This window comes from Streptomyces sp. NPDC002232 (assembly GCF_042890295.1).
Taxonomy (GTDB): Bacteria; Actinomycetota; Actinomycetes; order Streptomycetales; family Streptomycetaceae; genus Streptomyces.
In genome coordinates this window covers 1,057,050-1,079,923 of sequence record NZ_JBIARV010000001.1, presented here as the reverse complement: position 1 = coordinate 1,079,923, position 22,874 = coordinate 1,057,050, and the positions used below count along the sequence as shown (strand labels likewise).

Annotated in this window: 20 protein-coding genes; 13 read left to right on the top strand and 7 right to left on the bottom strand. The window is 74.1% G+C overall.

What is annotated here, in order from left to right; all coding sequences use genetic code 11:
- Positions 1-5: 5 nt before the first annotated feature.
- Complete coding sequence (locus ACFYXU_RS04985) at positions 6-323, top strand: DUF6401 family natural product biosynthesis protein (protein WP_389407490.1); 318 nt, start codon at positions 6-8, stop codon at positions 321-323.
- Positions 324-363: 40 nt separating this feature from the next.
- Here ACFYXU_RS04985 and rarD read toward each other — a convergent pair whose 3' ends face one another.
- Together rarD and ACFYXU_RS04975 are read right to left on the bottom strand one after the other, a co-directional pair.
- Complete coding sequence (gene rarD / locus ACFYXU_RS04980) at positions 364-1,269, bottom strand: EamA family transporter RarD (RefSeq protein WP_376507494.1); 906 nt, start codon at positions 1,267-1,269, stop codon at positions 364-366.
- A gap of 154 nt (positions 1,270-1,423) precedes the next feature.
- Positions 1,424-2,299 carry an NmrA family NAD(P)-binding protein gene (locus tag ACFYXU_RS04975; RefSeq protein WP_376507453.1) on the bottom strand — a complete coding sequence of 292 codons (876 nt, stop codon included), beginning with the start codon at positions 2,297-2,299 and terminating at the stop codon, positions 1,424-1,426.
- 100 nt (positions 2,300-2,399) lie between these two features.
- Here ACFYXU_RS04975 and ACFYXU_RS04970 point away from each other — a divergent pair, with 100 nt between their 5' ends.
- From ACFYXU_RS04970 to ACFYXU_RS04955, 4 genes are all read left to right on the top strand, one after another.
- Entirely contained in the window at positions 2,400-2,801 is a 402-nt protein-coding gene (locus ACFYXU_RS04970; RefSeq protein ID WP_389456512.1) for a winged helix-turn-helix transcriptional regulator, read from the top strand.
- A 107-nt stretch (positions 2,802-2,908) separates the two neighbouring features.
- Positions 2,909-3,703 carry a hypothetical protein gene (locus ACFYXU_RS04965; RefSeq protein ID WP_389407488.1) on the top strand — a complete coding sequence of 265 codons (795 nt, stop codon included), beginning with the start codon at positions 2,909-2,911 and terminating at the stop codon, positions 3,701-3,703.
- A complete protein-coding gene (locus ACFYXU_RS04960; protein WP_389456510.1) occupies positions 3,700-5,964 on the top strand; it encodes a bifunctional serine/threonine-protein kinase/ABC transporter substrate-binding protein in 2,265 nt (754 codons plus the stop codon). Before ACFYXU_RS04965 ends, ACFYXU_RS04960 begins: the two co-directional genes overlap by 4 nt.
- 1 nt (position 5,965) lies before the next feature.
- A complete protein-coding gene (locus ACFYXU_RS04955) occupies positions 5,966-8,161 on the top strand; it encodes a bifunctional serine/threonine-protein kinase/ABC transporter substrate-binding protein (RefSeq protein WP_389456508.1) in 2,196 nt (731 codons plus the stop codon).
- 6 nt (positions 8,162-8,167) lie between these two features.
- Here ACFYXU_RS04955 and ACFYXU_RS04950 read toward each other — a convergent pair whose 3' ends face one another.
- From ACFYXU_RS04950 to ACFYXU_RS04930, 5 genes are all read right to left on the bottom strand, one after another.
- The gene (locus tag ACFYXU_RS04950; protein ID WP_376507457.1) at positions 8,168-9,229 is read right to left on the bottom strand and encodes a 2-oxoacid:ferredoxin oxidoreductase subunit beta; all 1,062 of its coding nucleotides are present in this window, start codon (positions 9,227-9,229) and stop codon (positions 8,168-8,170) included.
- The gene (locus tag ACFYXU_RS04945; RefSeq protein ID WP_389456506.1) at positions 9,222-11,159 is read right to left on the bottom strand and encodes a 2-oxoacid:acceptor oxidoreductase subunit alpha; all 1,938 of its coding nucleotides are present in this window, start codon (positions 11,157-11,159) and stop codon (positions 9,222-9,224) included. Before ACFYXU_RS04945 ends, ACFYXU_RS04950 begins: the two co-directional genes overlap by 8 nt.
- A gap of 282 nt (positions 11,160-11,441) precedes the next feature.
- Positions 11,442-12,113: a LuxR C-terminal-related transcriptional regulator gene (locus ACFYXU_RS04940; protein ID WP_376507496.1), complete on the bottom strand. Its 672-nt coding sequence runs from the start codon at positions 12,111-12,113 to the stop codon at positions 11,442-11,444.
- A 591-nt stretch (positions 12,114-12,704) separates the two neighbouring features.
- A complete protein-coding gene (locus ACFYXU_RS04935) occupies positions 12,705-14,021 on the bottom strand; it encodes a sensor histidine kinase (RefSeq protein WP_376507458.1) in 1,317 nt (438 codons plus the stop codon).
- 367 nt (positions 14,022-14,388) lie between these two features.
- Positions 14,389-15,687: a sensor histidine kinase gene (locus ACFYXU_RS04930; protein ID WP_389456503.1), complete on the bottom strand. Its 1,299-nt coding sequence runs from the start codon at positions 15,685-15,687 to the stop codon at positions 14,389-14,391.
- 181 nt (positions 15,688-15,868) lie between these two features.
- On the opposite strand from ACFYXU_RS04930, the gene ACFYXU_RS04925 reads away from it, so the two are divergent.
- The 8 genes from ACFYXU_RS04925 to ACFYXU_RS04890 are packed head-to-tail and all read left to right on the top strand — an operon-like array spanning position 15,869 to position 22,848.
- Positions 15,869-16,297: an NADH-quinone oxidoreductase subunit A gene (locus ACFYXU_RS04925; RefSeq protein WP_329854508.1), complete on the top strand. Its 429-nt coding sequence runs from the start codon at positions 15,869-15,871 to the stop codon at positions 16,295-16,297.
- A complete protein-coding gene (locus ACFYXU_RS04920; RefSeq protein ID WP_389407483.1) occupies positions 16,288-16,866 on the top strand; it encodes an NADH-quinone oxidoreductase subunit B in 579 nt (192 codons plus the stop codon). Before ACFYXU_RS04925 ends, ACFYXU_RS04920 begins: the two co-directional genes overlap by 10 nt.
- Complete coding sequence (locus ACFYXU_RS04915; RefSeq protein WP_389456501.1) at positions 16,863-18,446, top strand: NADH-quinone oxidoreductase subunit C; 1,584 nt, start codon at positions 16,863-16,865, stop codon at positions 18,444-18,446. The genes ACFYXU_RS04920 and ACFYXU_RS04915 overlap by 4 nt, the downstream gene beginning before the upstream one ends.
- On the top strand, positions 18,443-19,411 hold the full coding sequence (locus tag ACFYXU_RS04910) for a complex I subunit 1 family protein (RefSeq protein ID WP_329854503.1): 969 nt from the start codon (positions 18,443-18,445) through the stop codon (positions 19,409-19,411). Before ACFYXU_RS04915 ends, ACFYXU_RS04910 begins: the two co-directional genes overlap by 4 nt.
- Positions 19,411-19,986: a NuoI/complex I 23 kDa subunit family protein gene (locus ACFYXU_RS04905; protein WP_389407481.1), complete on the top strand. Its 576-nt coding sequence runs from the start codon at positions 19,411-19,413 to the stop codon at positions 19,984-19,986. Before ACFYXU_RS04910 ends, ACFYXU_RS04905 begins: the two co-directional genes overlap by 1 nt.
- Entirely contained in the window at positions 19,983-20,531 is a 549-nt protein-coding gene (locus ACFYXU_RS04900; RefSeq protein ID WP_389456499.1) for an NADH-quinone oxidoreductase subunit J, read from the top strand. The genes ACFYXU_RS04905 and ACFYXU_RS04900 overlap by 4 nt, the downstream gene beginning before the upstream one ends.
- Complete coding sequence (gene nuoK, locus ACFYXU_RS04895; RefSeq protein WP_329854497.1) at positions 20,531-20,872, top strand: NADH-quinone oxidoreductase subunit NuoK; 342 nt, start codon at positions 20,531-20,533, stop codon at positions 20,870-20,872. Before ACFYXU_RS04900 ends, nuoK begins: the two co-directional genes overlap by 1 nt.
- On the top strand, positions 20,869-22,848 hold the full coding sequence (locus ACFYXU_RS04890) for an NADH-quinone oxidoreductase subunit L (protein ID WP_389456497.1): 1,980 nt from the start codon (positions 20,869-20,871) through the stop codon (positions 22,846-22,848). The genes nuoK and ACFYXU_RS04890 overlap by 4 nt, the downstream gene beginning before the upstream one ends.
- Positions 22,849-22,874 lie beyond the last annotated feature (26 nt).

Here is a 22,874-nt window from a genome sequence, read left to right as displayed (position 1 = left end):
GAGGGATGAACGAATCGCCCGTCTGCCCGCTGACCGACGTCGCCGCCACGTACATGCCCCGGCTCTCGGAGTTCTCCGTCGAGCCGGGGCTCGTGGCCGCCGTCGACCAGCACGCGGCGGCCGTGTGCGACGCGCTGCTCCCGGCCCGGCGGGGCCCGGAGGGCCTGAGCTTGCGCCGGGAGGAGCTCGCCGACTACGTCCTCGGGTTCACCGACCGGCTCTCCGAGTCCGAGTGGACCGAGCCCGCGGGCCACGACTTCGCGAGCCTGCGCCTGACGGCGGTCTGCTGGCTGATCCGGGAGCACGGCCTGCTGAACGTGTGACGGCCCCGGCCGCCGGCGGGCCGGGCCCGGGGCGGGAGGCTCACGGCGCGGAGGTCACGGGGGCCACGGGGAGGGGCTCCACGGGGGACGCCGCGGCGGCCGCCGCGACCGCCGCGCGGCTCCTGCGGGCGGTGCGGAGGGCGTCCCAGGTGAGGAGCGTCAGGGCCAGCCAGACCAGCGCGAAGCCCGCCCAGCGCTCGGGCGGCATCTCCTCGTGGAAGTACACGACGCCGAGCAGGAACTGGAAGGTCGGCGCCAGGTACTGGAGCAGGCCGAGCGTCGACAGCGGGACGCGGATGGCGGCGGCGCCGAAGCAGACCAGTGGCACCGCCGTGACGATGCCGGTGGCGGCGAGCAGCGCGGTGTGGCCGGCGCCGTGGGAGCCGAAGGCCAGACCGCCGGTCGTGCCCAGCCAGACGAGGTAGCCGAGGGCGGGCAGGAACTGCACGGCGGTCTCGGCGGCGAGCGACTCCAGGCCGCCGAGGTTGACCTTCTTCTTCACCAGGCCGTAGACGGCGAAGGAGAACGCGAGGGTGAGCGAGATCCAGGGCGGCCGCCCGGCGCCCACCGCGAGGACCACCACGGCCGAGAGGCCGACGCCGACCGCCGCCCACTGCGCGGGGCGCAGCCGCTCCTTCAGGACGAGGACGCCGAGGGCGATGGTGACGAGCGGGTTGATGAAGTAGCCGAGGGAGGCCTCGACGACGTGGCCCGTGTTCACGGACCAGATGTACAGGCCCCAGTTCACGGTGATCACGGCGGCGGCGACGGTGATCAGGCCGAGCTTGCGCGGGCTGCGCACGAGCTCGGGTATCCAGCTCCAGCGGCGCACCGCGAGCAGCGCGATGCCGACGAAGGCCAGGGACCACACCATCCGGTGGGCGAGGATCTCGACCGCTCCGGCGGGCTTCAGGAGCGGCCAGAAGAGCGGGACCAGTCCCCACATGCCGTAGGCGCCGATCCCGTAGAGCAGTCCTGCTCTTCCTTCGTTCTTCTCGGTCTTCACCCGGACCTCCCGCCCTGTGCCGCGCTGTCCCGTCGAAGGTAGCGCCGCACGGGGCGGGTTGTCATGCCCGTACCGCTATACGGTCATGACAACGTCACGAGGCGGCCAGCGCCTCCTTGATCGACTCGGCGACCGGGGTGGTCGGGCGGCCGATCAGCCGCGCCAGGTCGCCGGTCCGCCGGGCGAGCGCGCCGAGCGCCACGGCCCGGTCCACGTCGACCAGGATCTCGGCGAAGGGCGCGGGGACCCCGGCGCCGGTGAGGATCTCCAGGTGGGTCGCGGCGGGCACGTCGCTGTAGACGATCTCCCGGCCGGTCTGACCGGCGATCTCGGCCGCGTACTCGGCGAGGGACCAGGCGGTGTCGCCGCTCAGCTCGTACGCCGTGTTCCGGTGCTCCTCGGCCGGGCCCGTCAGGACGGCGGCCGCGGCGGCGGCGTAGTCGGCGCGGGAGGCGGAGGCGATCCGGCCCTCGCCGGCGTTGGCGACGACGGCGCCGTGCGCCAGGACCGGGGCCAGGTTCGCGGTGTAGTTCTCGGAGTACCAACCGTTGCGCAGGAAGGTGTACGGCAGGCCGGACGCCAGGATCAGCTCCTCGGTCGCCTTGTGCTCGTCGGCGAGCGTGAAGTCGGCCTCCGGGCCGCCGAGGATCCCGGTGTAGGCGAGCTGGGCCACGCCCGCCGCCTTGGCGGCGTCGATCACGGCGGCGTGCTGCGCCACGCGGCGACCGACCTCGCTGCCGGAGATCAGCAGCACCCGGTCGCCGGCCTCGAAGGCCCCCGCCAGGGTCTCCGGGCGGCTGTAGTCGGCGATCCGCAGCTCGACCCCGCGCTCCGCGAGGTCGGCGGCCTTCTCCTTGTCGCGGACCACGGCGACGACGGACCCGGCGGGGACGGCGGACCCGCCGGTGAGGAGGGCGTCGATGACGAGCCGGCCGAGCTGTCCGGTGGCTCCGGTGACGACGATGCTCATGGTGCTTCCTTCTTCCCGTGGGGGGTGCGGTGGGCGATGCACTCACCGTATGTCGGGCGCTAACCTTTCGTAAGTACCCACTTTGAAGTAAGGTACTGGTATGGGAGTAAGTGAGAAGGCCGAGTACGGACTGCCGCAGCCCGTCGTGGTGGACGCCATGTGCCCCGAGCGCCGCGTCCTGGAGCACGTCACCAGCCGCTGGGGCGTCCTGATCCTGATCGCGCTGGGGGAGCGCTCGTACCGCTTCAGCGAGCTGCGCCGCGCCATCGGCGGGGTCAGCGAGAAGATGCTCACGCAGACCCTCCAGACCCTGGAGCGCGACGGCTTCGTCCACCGCGCCGCCCAGCCCGTCATCCCGCCCCGCGTCGACTACAGCCTCACGGCGCTGGGGGTGGACGCAGCCCGCCGGGTCTCGGAGCTCGCCCGGTGGACCGCCGACAGCCTCGACGCGGTCGAGGAGGCGCGCGTGCGTTACGACGTGGTCCGGGAAGCGTCCCAATGATGTTGTAACCAGGGCGTGTTGGGGCCCCGAGGCGTACGATCTGCTCACCATTCGGGGAGTCTGTGACCGTGCGTGGGGGAATCGTGGTCGGGACAGGGCGAAGACTGGTGCGCGCCTGCGGGGCGGCGGCGGTCGGCGGCACGTTACTGCTGGCGGGCTGTTCGGCGGGGCACGACGGCGCGGGCGGGAAGACCGGCGGCGGTACGAGCCCCACGGCGAGCGGGGCGCCGACCCCGGACGGGAAACCCACGCCCACCGCGCTCGACTTCACCCCGGACCCGAGACGCGTCCCGAAGAACGCCGCCGAGGCCCGCCGCCTGGCCCTGGAGATCGTGGCGGAGCCCGAGGCCTGGGGCCCCGACTACGTCAAGCGCAGCCCGTACCTCAGCGACCCCGACGCCTGGCCGGTCCTCGACACGGACTGCGCGTGGGAGACCGGCGCGCTTCCCTCCTCCGTCCTCGCCAGCGTCACGGCCCACAGCGAGATCCCGGCCGCCGGAGGCAAGGGCGCCCTCCGGGTCGCCGCCGTCGTCACCGTGCACCGCACCGAATCCGACGCCGACTGGGAGATGGCCGAAACCCTGGAGGAGGCGCTGCGCTGCCCGAACCAGCAGCTGCGGCAGGGCGAACGCATCGTCGACCTCGGGTCCATCGGCCTGCCCTACGGCATCGGCGGAAACGCCCATGCGAGCGACTCCCTCTCCGAACGCGGCTTCTACCTCGACGACGCCGTCAAGGGGCGGCAGGGCTACAGCTGGTTCCAGGTCCGCATCGGCCAGGTCACCATCGCCACCGCCGTCAAGGGCGCGCCCGGCCGCACCGAGGACCTCGTCACGGTCCAGACCCAGGCCCAGGTCACCATGGAAGAACGCGTCAAGACGCGGATGGGAGCCACCTCGTGAGCCCGGCCTCCCTGCCTGCCCCGGCCCCCGGTCCCGGCCCCGAGGCACTGCGGACGCTCCTGCCCTCGGACCCCTCGTCGATCGCCGGCTACCGGCTCCTCGGCCGGCTCGGCGCCGGAGGCATGGGCGTCGTCTACCTCGGCCGCACCGACACCGGCGAGCTCGCCGCCGTCAAGGTCACCCACGGCGACCAGGCCGACCAGCCCGAGTTCCGCGCCCGCTTCCGCCGCGAGGTCGAGGCCGCCCGCCGGGTCTCCAGCCCCTGGGCCGTACCCGTCACCGGCGCCGACCCCGACGCCCCCGAGCCCTGGATGGCGACCGCCTTCGTGCCCGGACCGTCCCTCGGTGAAGCCGTCGGCGCCCACGGACCGCTGCCCGAGCGGAGCGTCCGCGTCCTCGGCGGCGCCGTCGCCCGCGCCCTCGCCGCCGTGCACACGGCCGGGCTCGTCCACCGGGACGTCAAGCCCGGCAACGTCCTCCTCGCCGTCGACGGCCCGCGCCTCATCGACTTCGGCATCGCCCGCGCCACCGGCGAGACCGGACTGACCGCGACCGACATGGTCGTCGGAACCCCCGGCTTCCTCGCCCCCGAACAGGCCGAGGCCCGCGCCGCCGACATCGGCCCCGCCGCCGACGTCTTCGCTCTCGGCTGCCTCCTCGCGTACGCGGCGACCGGCCGCCCGCCCTTCGGCACCGGCGCCCTCGACGCCCTCCTCTACCGGACCGTGCACGACGAGCCCGACCTCGCCGGCCTGCCGGAACCCCTGCTCGGCCTCGTACGGCAGTGCCTCGCCAAGGACCCCGCCGCCCGGCCCACCGCCGAGGACGTCGCCGCCCGGCTCACCGAGGACGCCCCCGGCGCCGCCGCCGACTGGCTGCCCGCCCCCGTCGTCGCCACCATCGCCGCCCGCTCGGCCGCCATGCTGGCGCTCCCCGACATCGACGCCACCGCGCCCGGCACGGACCCCGCCGCCCCGGCCGGATCCAGCAGGCGCGGCTTCCTGACGCTCGGCGCCGGGGCCGCCGTGCTCGCGGCGGGCGGCGGCGCCCTCGCCCTGTGGAACTCCCGACGGGACGGCTCCGGAGACGGGAAGACCCCCGCGCCGGCCCCCCGGAAGACCTGGGCCGTCGGCGTCCTCGCCGACCTCTCCGGGCCCGCCCAGGAGATCGGCCGGGCCCAGGAACGCGGCGCCCGGCTCGCCGTCGAGCGGTTCAACTCCGTCCACCGGGGCAAGCCCTTCACCCTCGAACTCAAGGTCTCCGACGACCGGGGCGACCGCACCGGCGCCCTCGCCGCCGCCCGCCGCCTCACCTCCGACCCCTCCGTCCTGGCCGTCCTCGGCCCCACCTCGGACGACACCGGCATCGCCGCGCTCCCCGCCTTCGAAGCGGCGGGCGTGCCGCTCCTCACCACCTCGGCGGGATACAACCTCTTCACCCTGCGCGGCGACGCCGGCCCGGCGAACACCACCGTGCTGCGCGCCGTCCCGAACCACTTCATGGCCGGGGCCTTCCTCGCCTGGTCCACCACCCTGCTGCCGAGGGTCGGACGCCCCGGCGTCCTCCAGGAGCGCACCGACGACCAGTACGGCTGGCAGTACGTCAGCGGCGCCCGCTTCGGCTACCGGCAGGCCGGCCTCACCCCGCACTTCCGGGTGGTCCCGGGCCGCGCCACCGACTACCGCTCGATCCTCGGCGAGATGATCGACGCCGGCATGGACACGTACGTCCACTGCGGCGTCCGCTCCACGGCCGTCCTCGCCGCCCGCGCCCTCGACGGGCTCGGATTCACCGGAGCACGGTTCACCGGACAGCACGTCTTCGGGACGGAGTTCATCCAGGAGGCCGGAGCCGCCGCCGAGGGCTGGTACCTCTGCGCGCCGGTCATCGACCCCGTCCAACGGGCCGCCGACCCCCGGCAGAAGGCCGCCGACCGCACGCTCGTCCAGGACTTCGTCGACGCCCACCGCAAGCGCTACGGCACCGCTCCGGCCTACTACACCGGCGAGTCCTTCGACGTGGTCAACCTGGTCACGTCCTGGCTGACCTCCCGCGCGGCCCTGGGCCCGCTCACCCGCAAGGGCGCGTGGGAGGCCCTGCGCGCGCGGACGTACACCGGGGTCATGGGCGGCTACGGGTTCGACAAGAACGGCGACCTGTCCGGCGTCGGCACCTTCCTCTACCGCGTACGGAACGGGGCGTACACCTACCTCGGCGCGGCGCCCGCCGAACCCGCGAAGACCAAGCCCGGAAAGACCTGAGGTGCGGCCGCTCCAGAGGTCCGACCCCTCCGCCGTCGCCGGGCACCGGCTCCTCGGGCGGCTCGGCACCGGCGGCATGGGCGTCGTCTACCTCGCCCGGTCCCCCGGCGGCGCGCTCGCCGCGCTCAAGCTCATCCGCGCCGAGCACGCCGCCGACCCCGGCTTCCGGGCCCGTTTCCGCCGCGAGGCGGCCACCGCGGGGACCATCGGCGGCCGGTGGGTGGTCCGGGTCATCGGATCCGACCCGGAGGCCCGCGAACCCTGGCTGGCCACCGAGTACGTGCCCGGCCCCTCGCTCGCCGAGGCCCTCGCCCTGCACGGCGCCCTGCCCGAGCCGACCGTACGCGTCCTCGGCGCACGCCTGGCCGACGCCCTCGACGGCATGCACGCGGCCGGACTCGTCCACCGCGACGTCAAACCGGGGAACGTCCTCCTCGCCCTCGACGGACCCCGGCTCATCGACTTCGGCATCGCCCGGGTCGGCGGTGCCACCGCGCTCACCGCCACCGACGCGATGATCGGCACGCCCGGCTTCCTCGCGCCCGAGCAGGCCCGCGTCCTGGGCGTCGGCGAGGTCGGACCTGCCAGCGACGTCTTCTCGCTCGGCTGCGTCCTCGCGTACGCGCTGACCGGCAGCCGCCCGTTCGGCGCGGGCGCGGTCGCCGCCGTCGTCTACCGCACCGTCCACGAGGAACCCGACCTCGACGGCCTGCCCGAGGCACTGCGCCCGCTGGTCGAGGCGTGCCTCGCCAAGGACCCCGCGGACCGGCCCACCGCCGCCGAGGTACGGGACGCCCTCGGTCCGTACGAGACGCCGGCGGCGGGCGACTGGCTGCCGCCGGGCCTGCCCGCGCTGATCGCCCAGCGCTCCGCGCAGGTCCTCGACCTGCCCGTCGCCGACCCGACGGCGCTCGACCCCGGCGAGCCGGCCGGGACCTCGCGGCGGCGCCTCCTGGCCCTCGGCGCCGCCGGCGCGGTCGCGGCCACGGGCGGCCTCACCGCCTGGCTGCTCGGCCGCAACCCCCCGAGCGGCACGGGCGGCACGAGTGGTGGCGCCGGCGGCACCGCGGCACCGCGGGGGAGGCACACCCTGGGCGTGGTCACCGATCTCAGCGGCCCGGGCACGGCGGACGGGCGGGCCCAGCAGCGCGGACTGCTCCTCGCCCAGGAGACCTTCAACGCCCGCGCGGACCGGCCCTTCGACCTGGTGGTCGAGGTGCGGGACGACGGCGGGGACCCGAAGCGGTCCACCGCTGCGGCCCAGGCCCTGCTCAAGCGTCCCGCCCTGGTCGCCGTGCTCGGCCCGACGACCGCCGACACGGCCGTCGCCACGGCGAACGCCCTCGTCGACGCGGGGGTGCCGGTGCTGGACGTGGTGGCCGCGGTTCCCCCCGGGACCACGATCCGAGGGCAGATGCCCGCCCTGCGCACGTACTTCGAGGCACGGCCCTACGCCCAGGCGTCGATCGCGCCGTTCGGCCGCTGGCTCACCGAGCACCACCGGGACCGCACCGCGGTCATCGACGACCGCGCCGCCGGCGACCTCGGCTGGCTCATGGTCCAGGCCCTGCGGCAGTCGCCTCCCGCCCGGGGCACGGTCACCGTGCACCAGGTGGAGGCCGACGACGACGACTTCGGCCCGGCGGTCCGGGCCGCGCTCGCCGCCGCCCCGACGGGCGTGATGTACGTCGGGACCTCGCCGCGCCGGGCCGCCCTGTGCGCCAAGGCACTGGGGCGGCAGGGGTACCGGGGCCCCCGCGGAAGCGTCGAGCCCGCGCTCCGGCCGGAGTTCCTCACCGAGGCGGGCCCGGCCGCCGAGGGGTGGTACTTCGGGGCGGGCTACATCGACCCCGACACGGTCCCGGCCGCGAAGGCCTTCGCCGCCGCGTACCGCGCGCGCTGGGGGCTCGCCGCCTCCGACCCCGTCGACCGCTTCGCCACCGAGTCGTACGACGCCCTGCACTGGCTGGCACAGGCCCTGCGCACCGCCCTCGCGAGGAACCCGGGGCACCCGGTCGCCGCGATGCCGAACGTGCTCATGAACACCGACCGGCGGTACCGGGGCGTGGGCCGGAACTACGAGTCGATGGCCGCCGAGGGCGCGGTCGCCACCCTCGACGGACTGAGCCTCTGGCGGATCAGCTCCGGACGGCCCCGCTGCCTCGGCCCGTACGCCGAGGCGGCGAAGCGCGGCTGAACCCGGTCAGCCGACCACCGTCCACGTGTCCCGGCCCGTGAGCAGCTGGGCCAGGTCGCCCTTGCCCTGCTGCTCCACGGCCGTCTCCAGCTGCTCCGCCATCAGCGTGTCGTACACCGGACGGTCCACCGAGCGGAGGACGCCGATCGGCGTCCGGTGCAAGGTGTCCGGGTCGGCCAGGCGGGAGAGGGCGAACGCGGTCGTCGGGGAGGCCGCGTGGGCGTCGTGGACGAGGATCCGGGCCTCGTTCTCCGGGGTGACCGTGACGACCTGGAGGTCGCCGGTGGCCGGGTCGCGGACGACGCCCTTCCCGTTCCCGGCGCCGAAGCGGATCGGCTCTCCGTGGGTGAGACGGATGACGGCCTCCTGCGCCTGGTCCTTGTCCTTGAGGGCCTCGAAGGCGCCGTCGTTGAAGATGTTGCAGTTCTGGTAGATCTCGACCAGCGCGGTGCCGTCGTGCTCGGAGGCCTGCCGCAGCACCTCGGTGAGGTGCTTGCGGTCGGAGTCGACCGTCCGGGCCACGAAGCTCGCCTCGGCGCCGAGCGCCAGCGACACCGGGTTGAAGGGTGCGTCGAGGGAGCCCATCGGGGTCGACTTGGTGACCTTGCCGAGCTCGGAGGTGGGGCTGTACTGGCCCTTGGTGAGGCCGTAGATCCGGTTGTTGAAGAGCAGGATCTTCAGGTTCACGTTGCGGCGCAGGGCGTGGATCAGGTGGTTGCCGCCGATGGAGAGCGCGTCGCCGTCGCCGGTGACCACCCAGACGGACAGGTCGCGGCGGGAGGTCGCGAGGCCGGTCGCGATGGCCGGGGCGCGGCCGTGGATGGAGTGCATCCCGTAGGTGTTCATGTAGTACGGGAAGCGGGAGGAGCAGCCGATGCCGGAGACGAAGACGATGTTCTCCTTCGCCAGACCGAGTTCGGGCATGAAGCCCTGCACGGCGGCGAGGACGGCGTAGTCGCCGCAGCCGGGACACCAGCGGACCTCCTGGTCCGACTTGAAGTCCTTCATCGACTGCTGGGCCTCGGCCTTCGGCACCAGGCTGAGGAGGGTCTCCGTGGGCTCAGGCATCGATGGCCTCCTTGAGGACGGCGGCGAGCTGCTCGGCCTTGAACGGCATGCCGTTGACCTGGGTGTGGCTGCGGGCGTCGACGAGGTACTTCGCCCGGACCAGGGTGGCGAGCTGGCCGAGGTTCATCTCGGGGATCACGACCTTCCCGTACCGCTCCAGGACCTCGCCGAGGTTCTTCGGGAAGGGGTTGAGGTGGCGCAGGTGGGCCTGGGCGACGGCACCGCCCTCCCGCCGGATGCGGCGCACGGCGGCCGTGATCGGCCCGTAGGTGGAGCCCCAGCCGAGGACCAGGGTGCCCGCGCCGTCCGGGTCGTCGACCTCGACGTCCGGGACCTCGATGCCGTCGATCTTGGCCTGGCGGGTGCGGACCATGAACTCGTGGTTGGCGGGGTCGTACGAGATGTTGCCGGTGCCGTCCTGCTTCTCGATGCCGCCGATGCGGTGCTCGAGTCCGGGGGTGCCGGGCACGGCCCAGGGGCGGGCGAGGGTCTCCGGGTCCCGCTTGTACGGCCAGAAGACCTCGGTGCCGTCGGCGAGCGTGTGGTTGGGCCCGGTGGCGAACAGCGTCCGCAGGTCCGGGAGTTCCTCCACGTCCGGGATGCGCCAGGGCTCGGAGCCGTTCGCCAGGTAGCCGTCGGAGAGCAGGAAGACCGGCGTGCGGTACGTGAGCGCGATCCGGGCGGCTTCGAGGGCCGCGTCGAAGCAGTCGCCGGGCGTCCTCGGGGCCACGACCGGCACCGGCGCCTCGCCGTTGCGGCCGTACATGGCCTGGAGCAGGTCGGCCTGCTCGGTCTTGGTCGGCAGACCGGTGGACGGGCCGCCGCGCTGGATGTCGACAATCAGCAGCGGCAGTTCGAGCGAGACGGCGAGCCCGATGGTCTCGGACTTCAGCGCCACGCCGGGGCCGGAGGTGGTCGTCACGGCGAGCGAGCCGCCGAAGGACGCGCCGAGCGCCGCCCCGATGCCGGCGATCTCGTCCTCCGCCTGGAAGGTGCGCACGCCGAAGTTCTTGTGCCGGCTCAGCTCGTGCAGGATGTCCGAGGCCGGGGTGATCGGGTACGAGCCCAGGTAGAGCGGCAGGTCCGCCTGGCGGGCGGCGGCGACCAGGCCGTACGAGAGGGCCAGGTTCCCGGAGATGTTCCGGTAGGTGCCGGTGGGGAAGGCCCGGGTCGCCGGGGCGACCTCGTAGGAGACGGCGAAGTCCTCGGTGGTCTCGCCGAAGTTCCAGCCGGCCCGGAACGCGGCCACGTTGGCCTCGGCGATCTCGGGCTTCTTCGCGAACTTCCGGCGCAGGAACGTCTCGGTGCCCTCGGTCGGACGGTGGTACATCCAGGAGAGCAGCCCGAGCGCGAACATGTTCTTGCTGCGCTCGGCCTCCTTCCGGGGCAGCCCGAAGTCCTTGAGCGCCTCCAGGGTCAGCGTCGTCAGCGGCACCGGGTGGACCCGGTAGCCCTCCAGCGAGCCGTCCTCCAGGGGCGAGGTCGTGTAGCCGACCTTCGCCATCGCCCGCTTGGCGAACTCGTCGGTGTTGACGATGACCTCGCCACCGCGCGGCACGTCCCCGATGTTCGCCCTGAGGGCGGCCGGGTTCATCGCGACCAGCACGTTCGGGGCGTCGCCCGGCGTCAGGATGTCGTGGTCGGCGAAGTGGAGCTGGAAGGACGAGACCCCCGGCAGGGTCCCGGCGGGTGCCCGGATCTCGGCGGGGAAGTTCGGCAGCGTGGAGAGGTCGTTCCCGAAGGACGCCGTCTCCGAGGTGAAGCGGTCACCCGTGAGCTGCATGCCGTCACCCGAGTCACCCGCGAAGCGGATGATCACCCGGTCGAGCCGGCGCACTTCCTTCTCGGTGCCGTGGTGGGGCGTCGCCGGGGCGCTGCGCTGCTCCCCGACCAGGGCCTCACCGGCCTCGCTACTGACCTGGCTGGTCACTGAACTGGACCTCCCTCGCGGCAAGGGGACTCTCCGCCGGAGGCGGGGAGAAGGCTCGGGGCGCGGCGGGTGGTCCCCCTGCGGAGATCACCTTCCGTCCCGAGGCCCACCCTACGACGGTGAGGGGGGCCTTCCCGGGACTTCTCACATCACGGACCTCATTTTGAGACGCCCTCTTGCCCTGAATTGTCACGTTCTGTCGCCACCCGGAGTGTTCCGGAAAGTCTGATTCCGCCTCATCCCGTGGATGAGTACCAGGCTATCTGGCAGAGTGTCAGATGATCAGGACTTCAGGTACGTCAACACCGCGAGGACCCGGCGGTGGTCGCCGTCGCTCGGGGAGAGCCCCAGCTTCAGGAAGATGTTGCTGATGTGCTTCTCCACCGCGCCGTCGCTCACGACCAGCGCTTTCGCGATCGCCGAGTTCGTCCGGCCCTCCGCCATCAGGCCCAGGACCTCCCGCTCGCGCGGGGTGAGGTTCGCCAGCACGTCCTGCTGACGGCTCCGGCCCAGCAGCTGCTGGACGACCTCCGGATCCAGGGCCGTACCGCCCCCGGCGACCCGCACGACCGCGTCCACGAACTCGCGGACCTCCGCGACCCGGTCCTTCAGCAGATACCCCACGCCCCGGCTGGAACCGGCCAGGAGTTCGGTGGCGTACTGCTCCTCCACGTACTGCGACAGCACCAGCACCCCCAGGCCCGGGTACTCCTTGCGCAGCCGCACCGCCGCCCGCACGCCCTCGTCGGTGTGGGTCGGCGGCATCCGCACGTCCGCCACCACCACGTCCGGCAGCGCGCCCTCGCCCGCGAGACCCGCCACCGTCTCGACCAGCGCCTCGCCATCGCCCACACCGGCGACGACCTCGTGCCCCAGATCGGTCAGGAGCCGGGTCAGCCCCTCCCTGAGCAGCACGGAATCCTCGGCGATGACCACCCGTACCCGCCCCGCCACATCTTGCACACTCACGCCCTGCCGCCCCCTGCGTCGATCCATCTCGGACGTTCAGCATGTCAGCTGACGGGGGGTGCGGGGGGTGGGGTTGCGGGGGTGCGGGGTGCGGCGGTACGGGACTGCTCCCGGCCCCGTGTGCCCGCGCCCGCTGCTACACCCGCGTCCGTGTGCGCCCGTGCGCGGCCGCCGCGTGCGCGTGTGCCTGCGCCGTCGTGCGGGGGTTCGCCCCGCCACTGCGGCGCCGTCGCCGGCGCCCGTGTGGGCGCCCCACCCGCTGCCCGTGTGGGCAATCGTCCCGCTGGGCGGGACGGGTGGGCACACGGGACGGCGCGCTGAGCGGCGCCTCCGCGATCTGGGCCCTGGCCCGCACCACGCGTGACGGGCACGAATCGGTGCGGGTTCGGGCGCAGGAGCCTCTGGCGCCGGCAAGGGCGCCGTTCCGTTGTGCCCACCCGTTCCGCCCCTTGCGGAACGCCTGCCCACAACGGGGCCGGCGGGGGCGCCGCCCACAACGCGGCGGGCGCGGGCCCACGACGGACCGGCGGCGCGGGCCCGCAAGCCCGGCGCCGACCTGCAACGGACCGCCGGGGCTCAACCGCGGGGCCGCCACGGCAGCTCCGCCGTGACCGTCGTGGGGCCGCCCGCCGGCGAGTCCACCGCCAGCACCCCGTCCACCGCCCCCACCCGCTCCGCGAGACCGGTCAGACCCGACCCCGCCGCCCCGACACCCGCGCCGCCCACACCGTCGTCCCGCACCTGAAGCATCAGCCGGTCCCCGGACCGCCACACGTCCACCCAGGCGCGCCGCGCCCGCGCGTGCCGGGTGACGTTCTGGAGGAGCTCCGAGACCGTGAAGTACGCGATGCCCTCGATCGCCGGCGCCGGCCGCGCCGGCAGGTCCACGTCCACGGACACCGGCACCGCGCACCGCGAGGCCACCGCCGACAGCGCCGCGTCCAGCCCCCGGTCGGTGAGGACCGCCGGGTGGATGCCCCGGGCGAGGTCCCGCAGTTCCTGGAGGGCCAGCTTCACCTCGCCGTGCGCCTCGTCGACGAGGACCGCCGCCGCCTTCGGGTCCCGCGCCAGCTTCTCCTTCGCGAGCCCCAGGTCCATGGCGAGCGCGGCGAGCCGCGCCTGCGCACCGTCGTGCAGGTCCCGCTCGATGCGCCGCAGGTCCGCCGCGGCGGTGTCGACGACCACGCCCCGGTCCGACTCCAGCTCCGTGACGCGCGAGGCGAGGCGCGACGGGCCGAGGAGCCCGGAGACGAGCAGCCGGTCGACGGAGACGAGCCCGCGCAGCACCCACGGCCCGACGAGGACGAACACCAGCCCGACCAGGCTGGTCACGGCGATCTCGAAGGGCGCGTCGAGGTAGAGGGCGTGGGTGGCGTCGCCGTACAGCTGGATCCCGTCCTGCCCCACCCACGCGGGGAAGGTCCACTGCCACAACGGGTACGTGAAGAGGCTCCAGCCCCAGCCCCACAGCGCCACCGTCACCGAGAACGAGAACACCGCCCACGGCATGTGCAGGACCGCGTACAGCAGGTGCCGCCACGACGCCCCGCTCTTCAGCACGGCCCCCATCCAGGAGAACGCCCCGCCCGTCCGCCCGCGCACCGGCTCCGGCGCGGCCACGTCGAGGCCGAGCAGCCCCCGGGCCCTGGCCCGCTCCACCGTGCCGAAGCCCCTGCACATCGCGAGCGCCCCGGCCAGGATCGGCACCCCGAGGAAGGTGATGAGCAGCCCGGCGCCGGCCGAGACGAAGGAGACGGACAGCGCGAACCAGAGCACGCTCAGCGGCAGCCCGATCAGCACGTACCCGAAGGCGCGCCACGTGCGGGCCTCGAACGGCGCGCGGATCGCGGCGGGAAGTCGGTGGGAGGCGGGTGCGGAGGTGGAGGCGGCCATCACGGTGTTCCTTCTCTGCTCGGAGCGTTTCCGGGGAGGCGGGCGGTACGCGTTCCAGGGTTCCGTCCCGCGCCCCGCCGGACCATGAGGCGGGTGGGCGTCCCGGGGCGGGGGTTTTCCCCACCCGGGAGCCGGGGGTGGCGTCAGGGGACGGCCGGGTAGTACGGCACGGGCCGCCGTCAGAGGACGGGCCGGGACCGCGACGGCAGCCCCGTCCGGTCCGCCGTCAGAGGACGGGCCGGGACTGCCACGGCAGCCCCGTCGGGGCCGCCGTCAGGAGACGGGCCGGGACCGCCACGGCAGCCCCGTCGGGGCCGCCGTCAGGAGACGGGCCGGGACCGCGATGGCAGCCCCGTCGGGGCCGCCGTCAGGAGACCGGTCGGGACCGCCACGGCAGCTCCGCCGTGACCGTCGTCGGGCCGCCCTCGGGGGAGTCGACGACGAGCAGCCCGTCGACCGCCCCGAGCCGCTCCGCGAGCCCCGCGAGCCCCGTGCCGCCGTCGAGGCGCGCCCCGCCGGCTCCGTCGTCCTCCACCCGCAGCATCAGCCGGTCGCCGGACCGCCACACGTCCACGGAGGCGGACCGGGCGCGCGCGTGCTTGGAGACGTTCTGGAGGAGCTCGGACACCGTGAAGTACGCGATGCCCTCGATCGCCTCGGCGGGCCGCTCCACCAGGTCCACGTGCACCTTGACCGGCACCGTGCAGCGCGCGGAGACCGAGGAGAGCGCCGCGCCGAGCCCCCGGTCGGTGAGGACCGCCGGGTGGATGCCCCGGGCGAGGTCCCGCAGTTCCTGGAGGGCCAGCTTCACCTCGCCGTGCGCCTCGTCGACCATCGCCGCCGCGGCCTCGGGGTCCTCCAGGAGCTTCTCCTTCGCCAGGCCGAGCCCCATCGCCAGGGCCACGAGCCGGGCCTGGGCGCCGTCGTGCAGGTCGCGCTCGATGCGCCGCAGGTCCGCCGCGGCGGTGTCGACGACGACGCCCCGGTCCGACTCCAGTTCGGCGATCCGCCGCTCCAGCTCGTCGGAGGGCGAGAGCAGCCCCCGGACCATGCCCCGGTCGCCGTTGGCCAGGCCGCGGGCCAGGAAGGGGAGCACGGGCCAGAGCACGAGGAGCGAGACGAGACCGACGGTGAACGTCACGATCCCCCAGGGCAGCCGGATCAGCCCGTACAACTGCGTCCGCCAGGCCACCGGGTCCGTCAGCCGGGACCACAGCCAGCCGAAGAAGCCGCCGCGCGAGGGCGGCGGGGAGGGCTCGGCGACCTTCACCCCGAGCAGCGCGCGGGCCCGTGCCCGCTCCGAGCGGCCGAGGAGCCGGGCGCCGCCGAGGCCGAGGGCGAGCAGCGGCAGGCCGATCACGGTGACCGCGAGCCCCACGCCCAGGGCGATGCTGACGACCGCGTAGACGAAACCGGCCAGGGCGGTGAAGAGGTTGGAGAGGAGGAAGGCGATCTCCTTCCACGTCTCCTTCCCGTAGGCGAGCCGCAGCGGCGGGCGGGGGTTGTCCGCGGAGCCGGGGCCGTCCGTGGAGCCGTGGCGGTCCACGGTGCCGGGGCCGTCCGTGGAGCCGTGGCGGTCCACGGTGCCGGGGCGGTCCGCGGAGCCGAGGGTGTCGGCGGAGCCGGACGGCTCGGCGGACTCGACGGGATCAAGATCGGCGCTCATGGTCCCCAGACTGCCGGGCGGGAAGGGCGCGACGCCATGGGGGAGGTGGGTGAGACGGAGGGGGGATATCCCCACCGGTACGGGCGTCCGCGGACGTACCGGCAGGTAGCCGCGTAGGCCACCGCGACTGCTTATCGCCCCTTTAGCAGGGCCTAGACTCGCGTCCGTACACAAGTGACTCATGAGACACCGAGACCGAGGGGCGGACGTGCGGGAACCGACCGTTGTCGCGGCCGACGCGGCGGACTACTTCCAGACGTACTCCGTCGTCGGCCTGCTCGCCGTCGTCGGCGTGCTCTTCGTCGCCGTGGCGTTCGGCGCGGGCCGGCTGCTCCGGCCCGTCGTGCCGACGCCCGAGAAACTCCTCACCTACGAGTGCGGCGTCGACCCCGTGGGGGAGGGCTGGGCCCACACCCAGGTCCGCTACTACGTGTACGCCTTCCTCTACGTGATCTTCGCCGTCGACTCGATCTTCCTCTTCCCCTGGGCGACGGTCTTCGCCGCGCCCGGATACGGCGCCACGACCCTGGTCGAGATGTTCGTCTTCCTCGGCTTCCTGGCCGTGGGGCTGCTCTACGCCTACAAGAAGGGCGTCCTGGCATGGATGTGACACCCCTGCCCGCTCCGAAGCTGGGGCCCCTCGCCCGCCTGGCCCCCGAGCCCATGAAGGTGGTCCTGAACTGGGGCCGCCGCTACAGCCTGTGGGTCTTCAACTTCGGGCTCGCCTGCTGCGCGATCGAGTTCATCGCCGCGTCGATGGCCCGGCACGACTTCATCCGCCTCGGCGTGATCCCCTTCGCGCCGGGCCCCCGCCAGGCCGACCTGATGATCGTCTCCGGCACGGTGACGGACAAGATGGCACCCGCCGTGAAGCGGCTGTACGAGCAGATGCCCGAGCCGAAGTACGTGATCTCCTTCGGCGCCTGCTCCAACTGCGGCGGCCCGTACTGGGACTCGTACTCGGTCACCAAGGGCGTCGACCAGATCATCCCCGTCGACGTGTACGTGCCGGGCTGCCCGCCGCGGCCGGAGGCGCTGCTCCAGGGCATCCTCAAGCTCCAGGAGAAGATCGCCCGGGAGAGCCTGGCGGAGCGGTACGCGGCCGCTCCCTCGGTCGCGCAGCTGACGAGCCCCCTGGTCGAGCGGCCGGCCCCCGAGGCGCCCGGAGGCACGGCATGACCGCCTACGACTCCCTCCCGGACACCGTGACCGAGGTCTTCGGCGAGGAGGCGACGGCGGAGCGGGCGTACGACCTGCTGACCGTCGACGTCCCGCCGGCGTCCTGGCTCACGGCGCTCACCACGGCCCGCGACGACCTGGGCTGCACCTACTTCGACTGGCTGAGCGCGGTCGACGAGCCGGGCACCGGCTTCCGCGTCTGCGCCCACGTGGTGGCCCTCGGCGAGGGCCGGCCCCGCCGGCTCCTGCTGCGCACGACCGTCCCGCACGACGCGCCCGTCCTGCCGACGGCGATCGGGGTGTACGCGGGCGCGGGCTGGCACGAGCGCGAGACCCACGAGATGTTCGGCGTCGCCTTCGAGGGCCACCCGCACCTCGTCCCCCTCCTCCTCCCCGAGAACTTCGAGGGCCACCCGCTCCGCAAGGACTTCGTCCTCGCGGCCCGGGTCGCCAAGGCGTGGCCGGGAGCGAAGGAACCGGGCGAGTCGCACGACGGCGGCCCGAAGCGCCGCCAGATGCTCCCGCCGGGCGTCCCGGACCCCAACGAATGGGGCCCCCTGAAGGGCCAGCTCCCCCCGGCCCCCGCCCGCCCGGCCCGCGCGGCCGCGGGCGACCGCCCGGCCCGCCGCACCCGCACGACCACGGAGGGCTCGACGCCCCAGGCACCGGCGGAGCCGGGCGCGGCCCCGGCCCGCCGTTCGCGCTCGGTCTCCGAGGGCTCGGCGAGCCAGACACCGGTGGAGCCGGGCGCGGCTCCGGAGCCGGGCGCGGCCCCGGCGCGTCGTTCCCGCTCGGCGTCGGAGGGCTCGGCGAGCCAGGCCGTCCCGGACCCGGGTGCGGCCCCGACCCCGGAGCCGGGCGCTGCCCCGGCCCGCCGTTCCCGCTCGGCGTCGGACGGCTCGTCGAGCCAGTCGGCCCCGGAGCCGGGCACGGCCCCGGCCCGTCGCTCGCGCTCGGCGTCGGACGGCTCCGCGAGCCAGGCCGTCCCCGCGTCGGACGGTACGTCGGAAGGCCCGGCGCCCACCGCCCGCCCGCCGCGCCGTTCCCGCTCGGCGGCCGACGGCTCGGCGAGCCAGTCGGCCCCGGCCGACGGGCAGGCGACCCCGGACACCGACGGCCCCGCGCCCCGCGCCGCGGCGGCCACCCCGCGCACCCGCAGCTCGGACGCCCCCTGGCACCACGCCCGCCCGGCCTTCGAGGAGCCCCCGGCGACACCGGAGGCCCCGGCCGACCCCGGGACCCCGGCGACACCCGCCGCCCCGGCCGCGCCCCAGCCCGAGCCCCCGGCCGCACCCCAGCCCGAGGCGGCACCCGAGCCCGAGCCCGAGCCAGCCCCCGAACCCCCGGCGGCACCCGCGAAGGCCCCTGCCGAGGAACCGGCTCCGGCCGAGGAACCGACCCCGGCCGAGGAACCGACCCCGACCGAGGAACCGGCTCCGACCGAGGAACCGACCCCGGCCCGGCAACCCACCCGCGACGGCCACCCCACCGACCCCACCGACCCCACCGCCCCCACCGGAGACCCCGGCCGGGACGGCGACGACCACCCCACCACCCCCGCCGGAGGCGATCCCGCGTGAACGACGCACTCGACGTCGCCGTCCGCCTGCTCGTCGTCTTCGGCGTCTTCCTCGTGCTGCCGCTCGTCGTCGGGCAGACCGAGCACAAGGTCATGGCGCACATGCAGGGCCGCCTCGGCCCCATGTACGCCGGCGGCTTCCACGGCTGGGCCCAGCTCGTCGCCGACGGCGTGAAGTTCGCGCAGAAGGAGGACGTGGTCCCGAAGGACGCGGACCGGCGCGTCTTCCAGCTCGCGCCCGCCGTCGCCCTCCTCCCGTACCTGCTCGTGCTCGTCGCGATCCCGATCGGCCCGAGCGAAGGCGCCGTCGGTCAGGTCGTCGACGCCGGCATCTTCTTCGTGCTGGCCGTGATGGGCGTCGGCGTCCTCGGCTCGCTCATGGCCGGCTGGGCCTCCGCGAACAAGTTCTCGCTGCTCGGCGGCCTCCGCACCGCCGCCCAGCTCCTCGCGTACGAGCTCCCGATGCTGCTCGCCGCCGCCTCCGTGGCGATGGCCGCCGGCACCGTCTCGCTGCCCGGCATCCTGAACGCCTTCGAGTGGTGGTGGCTGCCCTGGCAGATCATCGGCGCGCTCGTGTTCTTCGTCGCCGGACTCGCCGAGCTCCAGCGGCCCCCGTTCGACATGCCGGTCGCCGACTCGGAGATCATCTTCGGCGCGTACACCGAGTACACCGGACTCCGCTTCGCGCTGTTCCTGCTCGCCGAGTACGCGGGCATCGTCGTCCTCTGCGGTCTCACCACCGTCCTCTTCCTCGGCGGCTGGCACGGCCCCTTCGGAGCCGACGGCCTCGGCTGGGTCTGGACCCTGCTCAAGACGGCCGTCCTCGCCTTCGTCGTGATCTGGCTGCGGGTCAGCTACCCGCGCCTGCGCGAGGACCAGTTGCAGAAGCTCGCCTGGACGGCCCTCGTCCCGCTCGCGCTCGCGCAGATCGCACTCACCGGCATCGTGAAGGTGGCGATCCAGTAATGCCCATCCCCGGCTCCGGCCTCGCCAAGGGCCTCGCCGTCACCCTGCGCACGATGACGAAGAAGACCGTCACCGCGCAGTACCCGGACGTGCAGCCCGAGCTCCCGCCCCGCACCCGCGGGGTCATCGGCCTCTTCGAGGAGAACTGCACGGTCTGCATGCTGTGCGCCCGTGAGTGCCCCGACTGGTGCATCTACATCGACTCCCACAAGGAGACGGTGCCGCCCGCCGCCCCCGGCGGCCGCGAGCGCAGCCGGAACGTCCTCGACCGCTTCGCCATCGACTTCTCCCTCTGCATGTACTGCGGGATCTGCATCGAGGTGTGCCCCTTCGACGCGCTGTTCTGGTCGCCCGAGTTCGAGTACGCGGAGACCGACATCCACGAGCTCACCCACGAGCGCGACAAGCTCCGCGAGTGGATGTGGACGGTCCCCGAGCCGCCCGCGCTCGACCCGCGCGCGGAGGAGCCGAAGGAGATCGCCGCGGCCCGCAAGGCGGCGGAGAAGGCCGCCGTCCAGGCGGCCGCCGAGGCCGAGGCCGCCGCCCAGGCGCGGGCCCAGGAGGACCAGCAGTGACCCTCGCAGCACAGAGCGCCGGCTTCCTGTCGCCCACCGGCGTCGAGATCGCCTTCGTCCTCGTCGGCCTCGTCACCCTCGGCGCCGCCCTCGTCACCGTCACCACCCGCCAGCTGGTGCACGCCGCCCTCTGGCTGGTCGTGGCGCTCGGCGGGCTCGCCGTCGAGTACCTCCTCCTGACCGCCGAGTTCATCGCCTGGGTCCAGGTCCTGATCTACGTCGGCTCCGTCGTCGTGCTCCTCCTCTTCGGTCTCATGCTCACCAAGGCCCCCATCGGCCGCTCCCCGGACGCCGACTCCGGCAACCGGCCGGTCGCCCTCGCCGTCGCCCTGGCTGCCGCGGCCGCCCTCGTCTGGGTCGTCGTCGACGCCTTCCGCACCACCTGGATCGACCTCGATGGACCCGCCCGGGGCTCCACCGCCGTCACCGGCGAGTTCCTCTTCCAGCACTGGGTGCTGCCCTTCGAGGCGCTGTCGGTGCTGCTCCTCGCCGCCCTGGTCGGCGCGATCGTCCTCTCCCGGAAGAAGAAGGAGGACGAGAGCTGATGCACCTCGCCTACCCGGCCGTCCTCGCCTCCCTCCTCTTCGCCGTCGGCCTCTACGGCGTCCTCGCCCGCCGCAACGCGATCCTGGTCCTGATGTCCGTCGAGCTGATGCTCAACGCCGTCAACCTGAACCTCGTCGCCTTCGACGTCTGGCTCCGCGACGCCCTCCACGCCGGCCAGGCGCTCACCCTCTTCACGATCGCCGTCGCCGCCGCGGAGATCGGCATCGGTCTCGCCATCGTCCTGATGGTCCACCGCAACCGCGGCACCGCGGACGTCGACCGCCTCCGCGACACCAAGGAACAGCCGTCCGCCGAGGAGAAGGCCGAGGCCGCCGCGTGACCACGACCACCCTCGCCGTCCTCGTCCCCCTCCTCCCCTTCCTCGGCTCCGCCGCCGGACTCCTCCTCGGCCGCACCGCGCCCGGCTTCGTCCGCCCGCTGGCCGTGCTGCCGACGCTCGCCGCCGCGGTCCTCGCCGTGCTCGTCGCCGCCCGCCAGGGCGGAGGGAAGGCGATCGACGCCTCCACCCAGCTCACCCCCACCGGCTCGGTCCCCATCGACCTCAGCCTCCACATCGACGGCTTCGCCGCGCTCACCGCCGTCCTCGTCGGCGTCGTCGCGACCTGCGTGCAGATCTACTCGACCGGCTACCTCCGCGCGGACCCGCGCTACCCCTCGTACGCCGCGCTCGTCTCCCTCTTCACCTCCGCGATGCTCGTCGTCGTCTACTCCGGCGACCTGATGGTCCTGCTGGTCGGCTGGGAGGTCATGGGCATCTGCTCGTACTTCCTCGTCGGCCACTACTGGGAGACCCCCGAGGCACGCTCCGCGTCCCTGAAGGCCTTCCTCGTCACCAAGCTCGGCGATGTCCCCTTCCTCATCGGGCTCTTCGCGCTCGCCACCGACGCCGGCACCTTCCGGATCACCGGCGTCCTCGGCGCCGTCGCGCACGGCGGCCTCGACCACCCCACCCTGATCGCGCTGCTGCTGCTCGCCGGCGTCGCCGGCAAGTCCGCGCAGTTCCCGCTCCACACCTGGCTCCCGGACGCCATGGCCGGCCCCACCCCCGTCTCCGCGCTCATCCACGCGGCGACGATGGTCGCCGCCGGCATCTACTTCACGGCCCGGCTCCTCCCGGTCTTCGCCGCCTCCGCCGCCGCGATGACCGTGCTCGCCGTGATGGCCGCGATCACGATGGTCGGCTCGGCGCTCGCCGCCCTCGCCCAGGACGACATCAAGCGCGTCCTGGCGTACTCGACGATCGGCCAGCTCGGCTACATGGCCGGTGCCCTCGCCGTCGGCGACCGCGGCGCCGCCGTCTTCCACCTCGTCTCGCACGGCGCCTTCAAGGCGCTGCTGTTCCTCGCCGCCGGCGCGGTCATCCACGCCGCCGGCACGAACTCGCTGACCGCCATGTCCCGCATGAGCGGCCTCGCCCGGCGCGTCCCCGACGCCTACTGGACGATGACCGTCGCCCTCCTCGCGCTCGCCGCCATCCCGCCCTTCGCCGGCTTCTTCTCCAAGGAGGCCGTCCTCGTGGCCGCCGAGCACACCGCGCTCGGCGAGCGGGACGTCGCGCCCGCCGGGGCCGGCTGGACCGTCCTCGTCGCCGGACTGCTCACGGCCCTGCTGACCGCCGCGTACGCGCTCCGCCTCTGGCTGCGGACCTTCCGCGGCCGGGGCGCCGAGGCCCCCGATCACGGGCGCCAGCCGATCGCCATGACGAGCGTCCTGTGGGTCCTCGCGATCCCCTCCCTCGGCTTCGGTCTGAGCGTCACCTACCTCGACGACTGGTTCGACGGGCACCCCCTCACCCCGACCCTGACCACGGCCGTCCTCGGCACCGGACTCGCCGTCGCCGGCGCCGCCGTCACCTACGCGGTCTGGCGCACCCTCGCCGCCCGCACCCCGGTCACCGCCCCCGTCCTCCACGTCGACCACCCGGACGCCGAGGCGGGCCAGGTCGAGGCCGAGGCGCTGCACCTGCCGCACCCCGCCGAGGACCCGGACGACCCCGGCCGCGTCCTGCTCGGGCCGCTGCACGCACCGGCCCGCGACGGCTTCCACCTGGACGCCGTCTACCGGACCGCCTTCGTCCGCCCCGTCCTCGCCGCCGCCTCCCTGGTCCGCTTCCTGGACCGCGAGGTCGTCGACACCTACGTCCGCGCCGCGGGGAACAGCGCCAAGGGCCTCGGATGGCTCGTCCGGCGCGCCCAGACCGGCAACGTCCAGACCTATCTGAGCGCCCTGCTCGCCGGCTCCGTCGTCCTGGCGATCGTCGCCGTCGCCCTCGCCAACGCCGCCGCCGGAGCGTGAGCCGTGATCGATATCAGCGAATCCGT

Coding starts and splice junctions, on each gene's coding strand:
- ACFYXU_RS04935 (WP_376507458.1), bottom strand. CDS start 14,021: ATGGCCGCCTCCACCTCCGCACCCGCCTCCCACCGACTTCCCGCCGCG.
- ACFYXU_RS04920 (WP_389407483.1), top strand. CDS start 16,288: ATGGATGTGACACCCCTGCCCGCTCCGAAGCTGGGGCCCCTCGCCCGC.
- ACFYXU_RS04975 (WP_376507453.1), bottom strand. CDS start 2,299: ATGAGCATCGTCGTCACCGGAGCCACCGGACAGCTCGGCCGGCTCGTC.
- ACFYXU_RS04915 (WP_389456501.1), top strand. CDS start 16,863: ATGACCGCCTACGACTCCCTCCCGGACACCGTGACCGAGGTCTTCGGC.
- ACFYXU_RS04985 (WP_389407490.1), top strand. CDS start 6: ATGAACGAATCGCCCGTCTGCCCGCTGACCGACGTCGCCGCCACGTAC.
- ACFYXU_RS04925 (WP_329854508.1), top strand. CDS start 15,869: ATGAGACACCGAGACCGAGGGGCGGACGTGCGGGAACCGACCGTTGTC.
- ACFYXU_RS04930 (WP_389456503.1), bottom strand. CDS start 15,687: ATGAGCGCCGATCTTGATCCCGTCGAGTCCGCCGAGCCGTCCGGCTCC.
- ACFYXU_RS04970 (WP_389456512.1), top strand. CDS start 2,400: ATGGGAGTAAGTGAGAAGGCCGAGTACGGACTGCCGCAGCCCGTCGTG.
- nuoK (WP_329854497.1), top strand. CDS start 20,531: ATGCACCTCGCCTACCCGGCCGTCCTCGCCTCCCTCCTCTTCGCCGTC.
- ACFYXU_RS04905 (WP_389407481.1), top strand. CDS start 19,411: ATGCCCATCCCCGGCTCCGGCCTCGCCAAGGGCCTCGCCGTCACCCTG.
- ACFYXU_RS04950 (WP_376507457.1), bottom strand. CDS start 9,229: ATGCCTGAGCCCACGGAGACCCTCCTCAGCCTGGTGCCGAAGGCCGAG.
- rarD (WP_376507494.1), bottom strand. CDS start 1,269: ATGTGGGGACTGGTCCCGCTCTTCTGGCCGCTCCTGAAGCCCGCCGGA.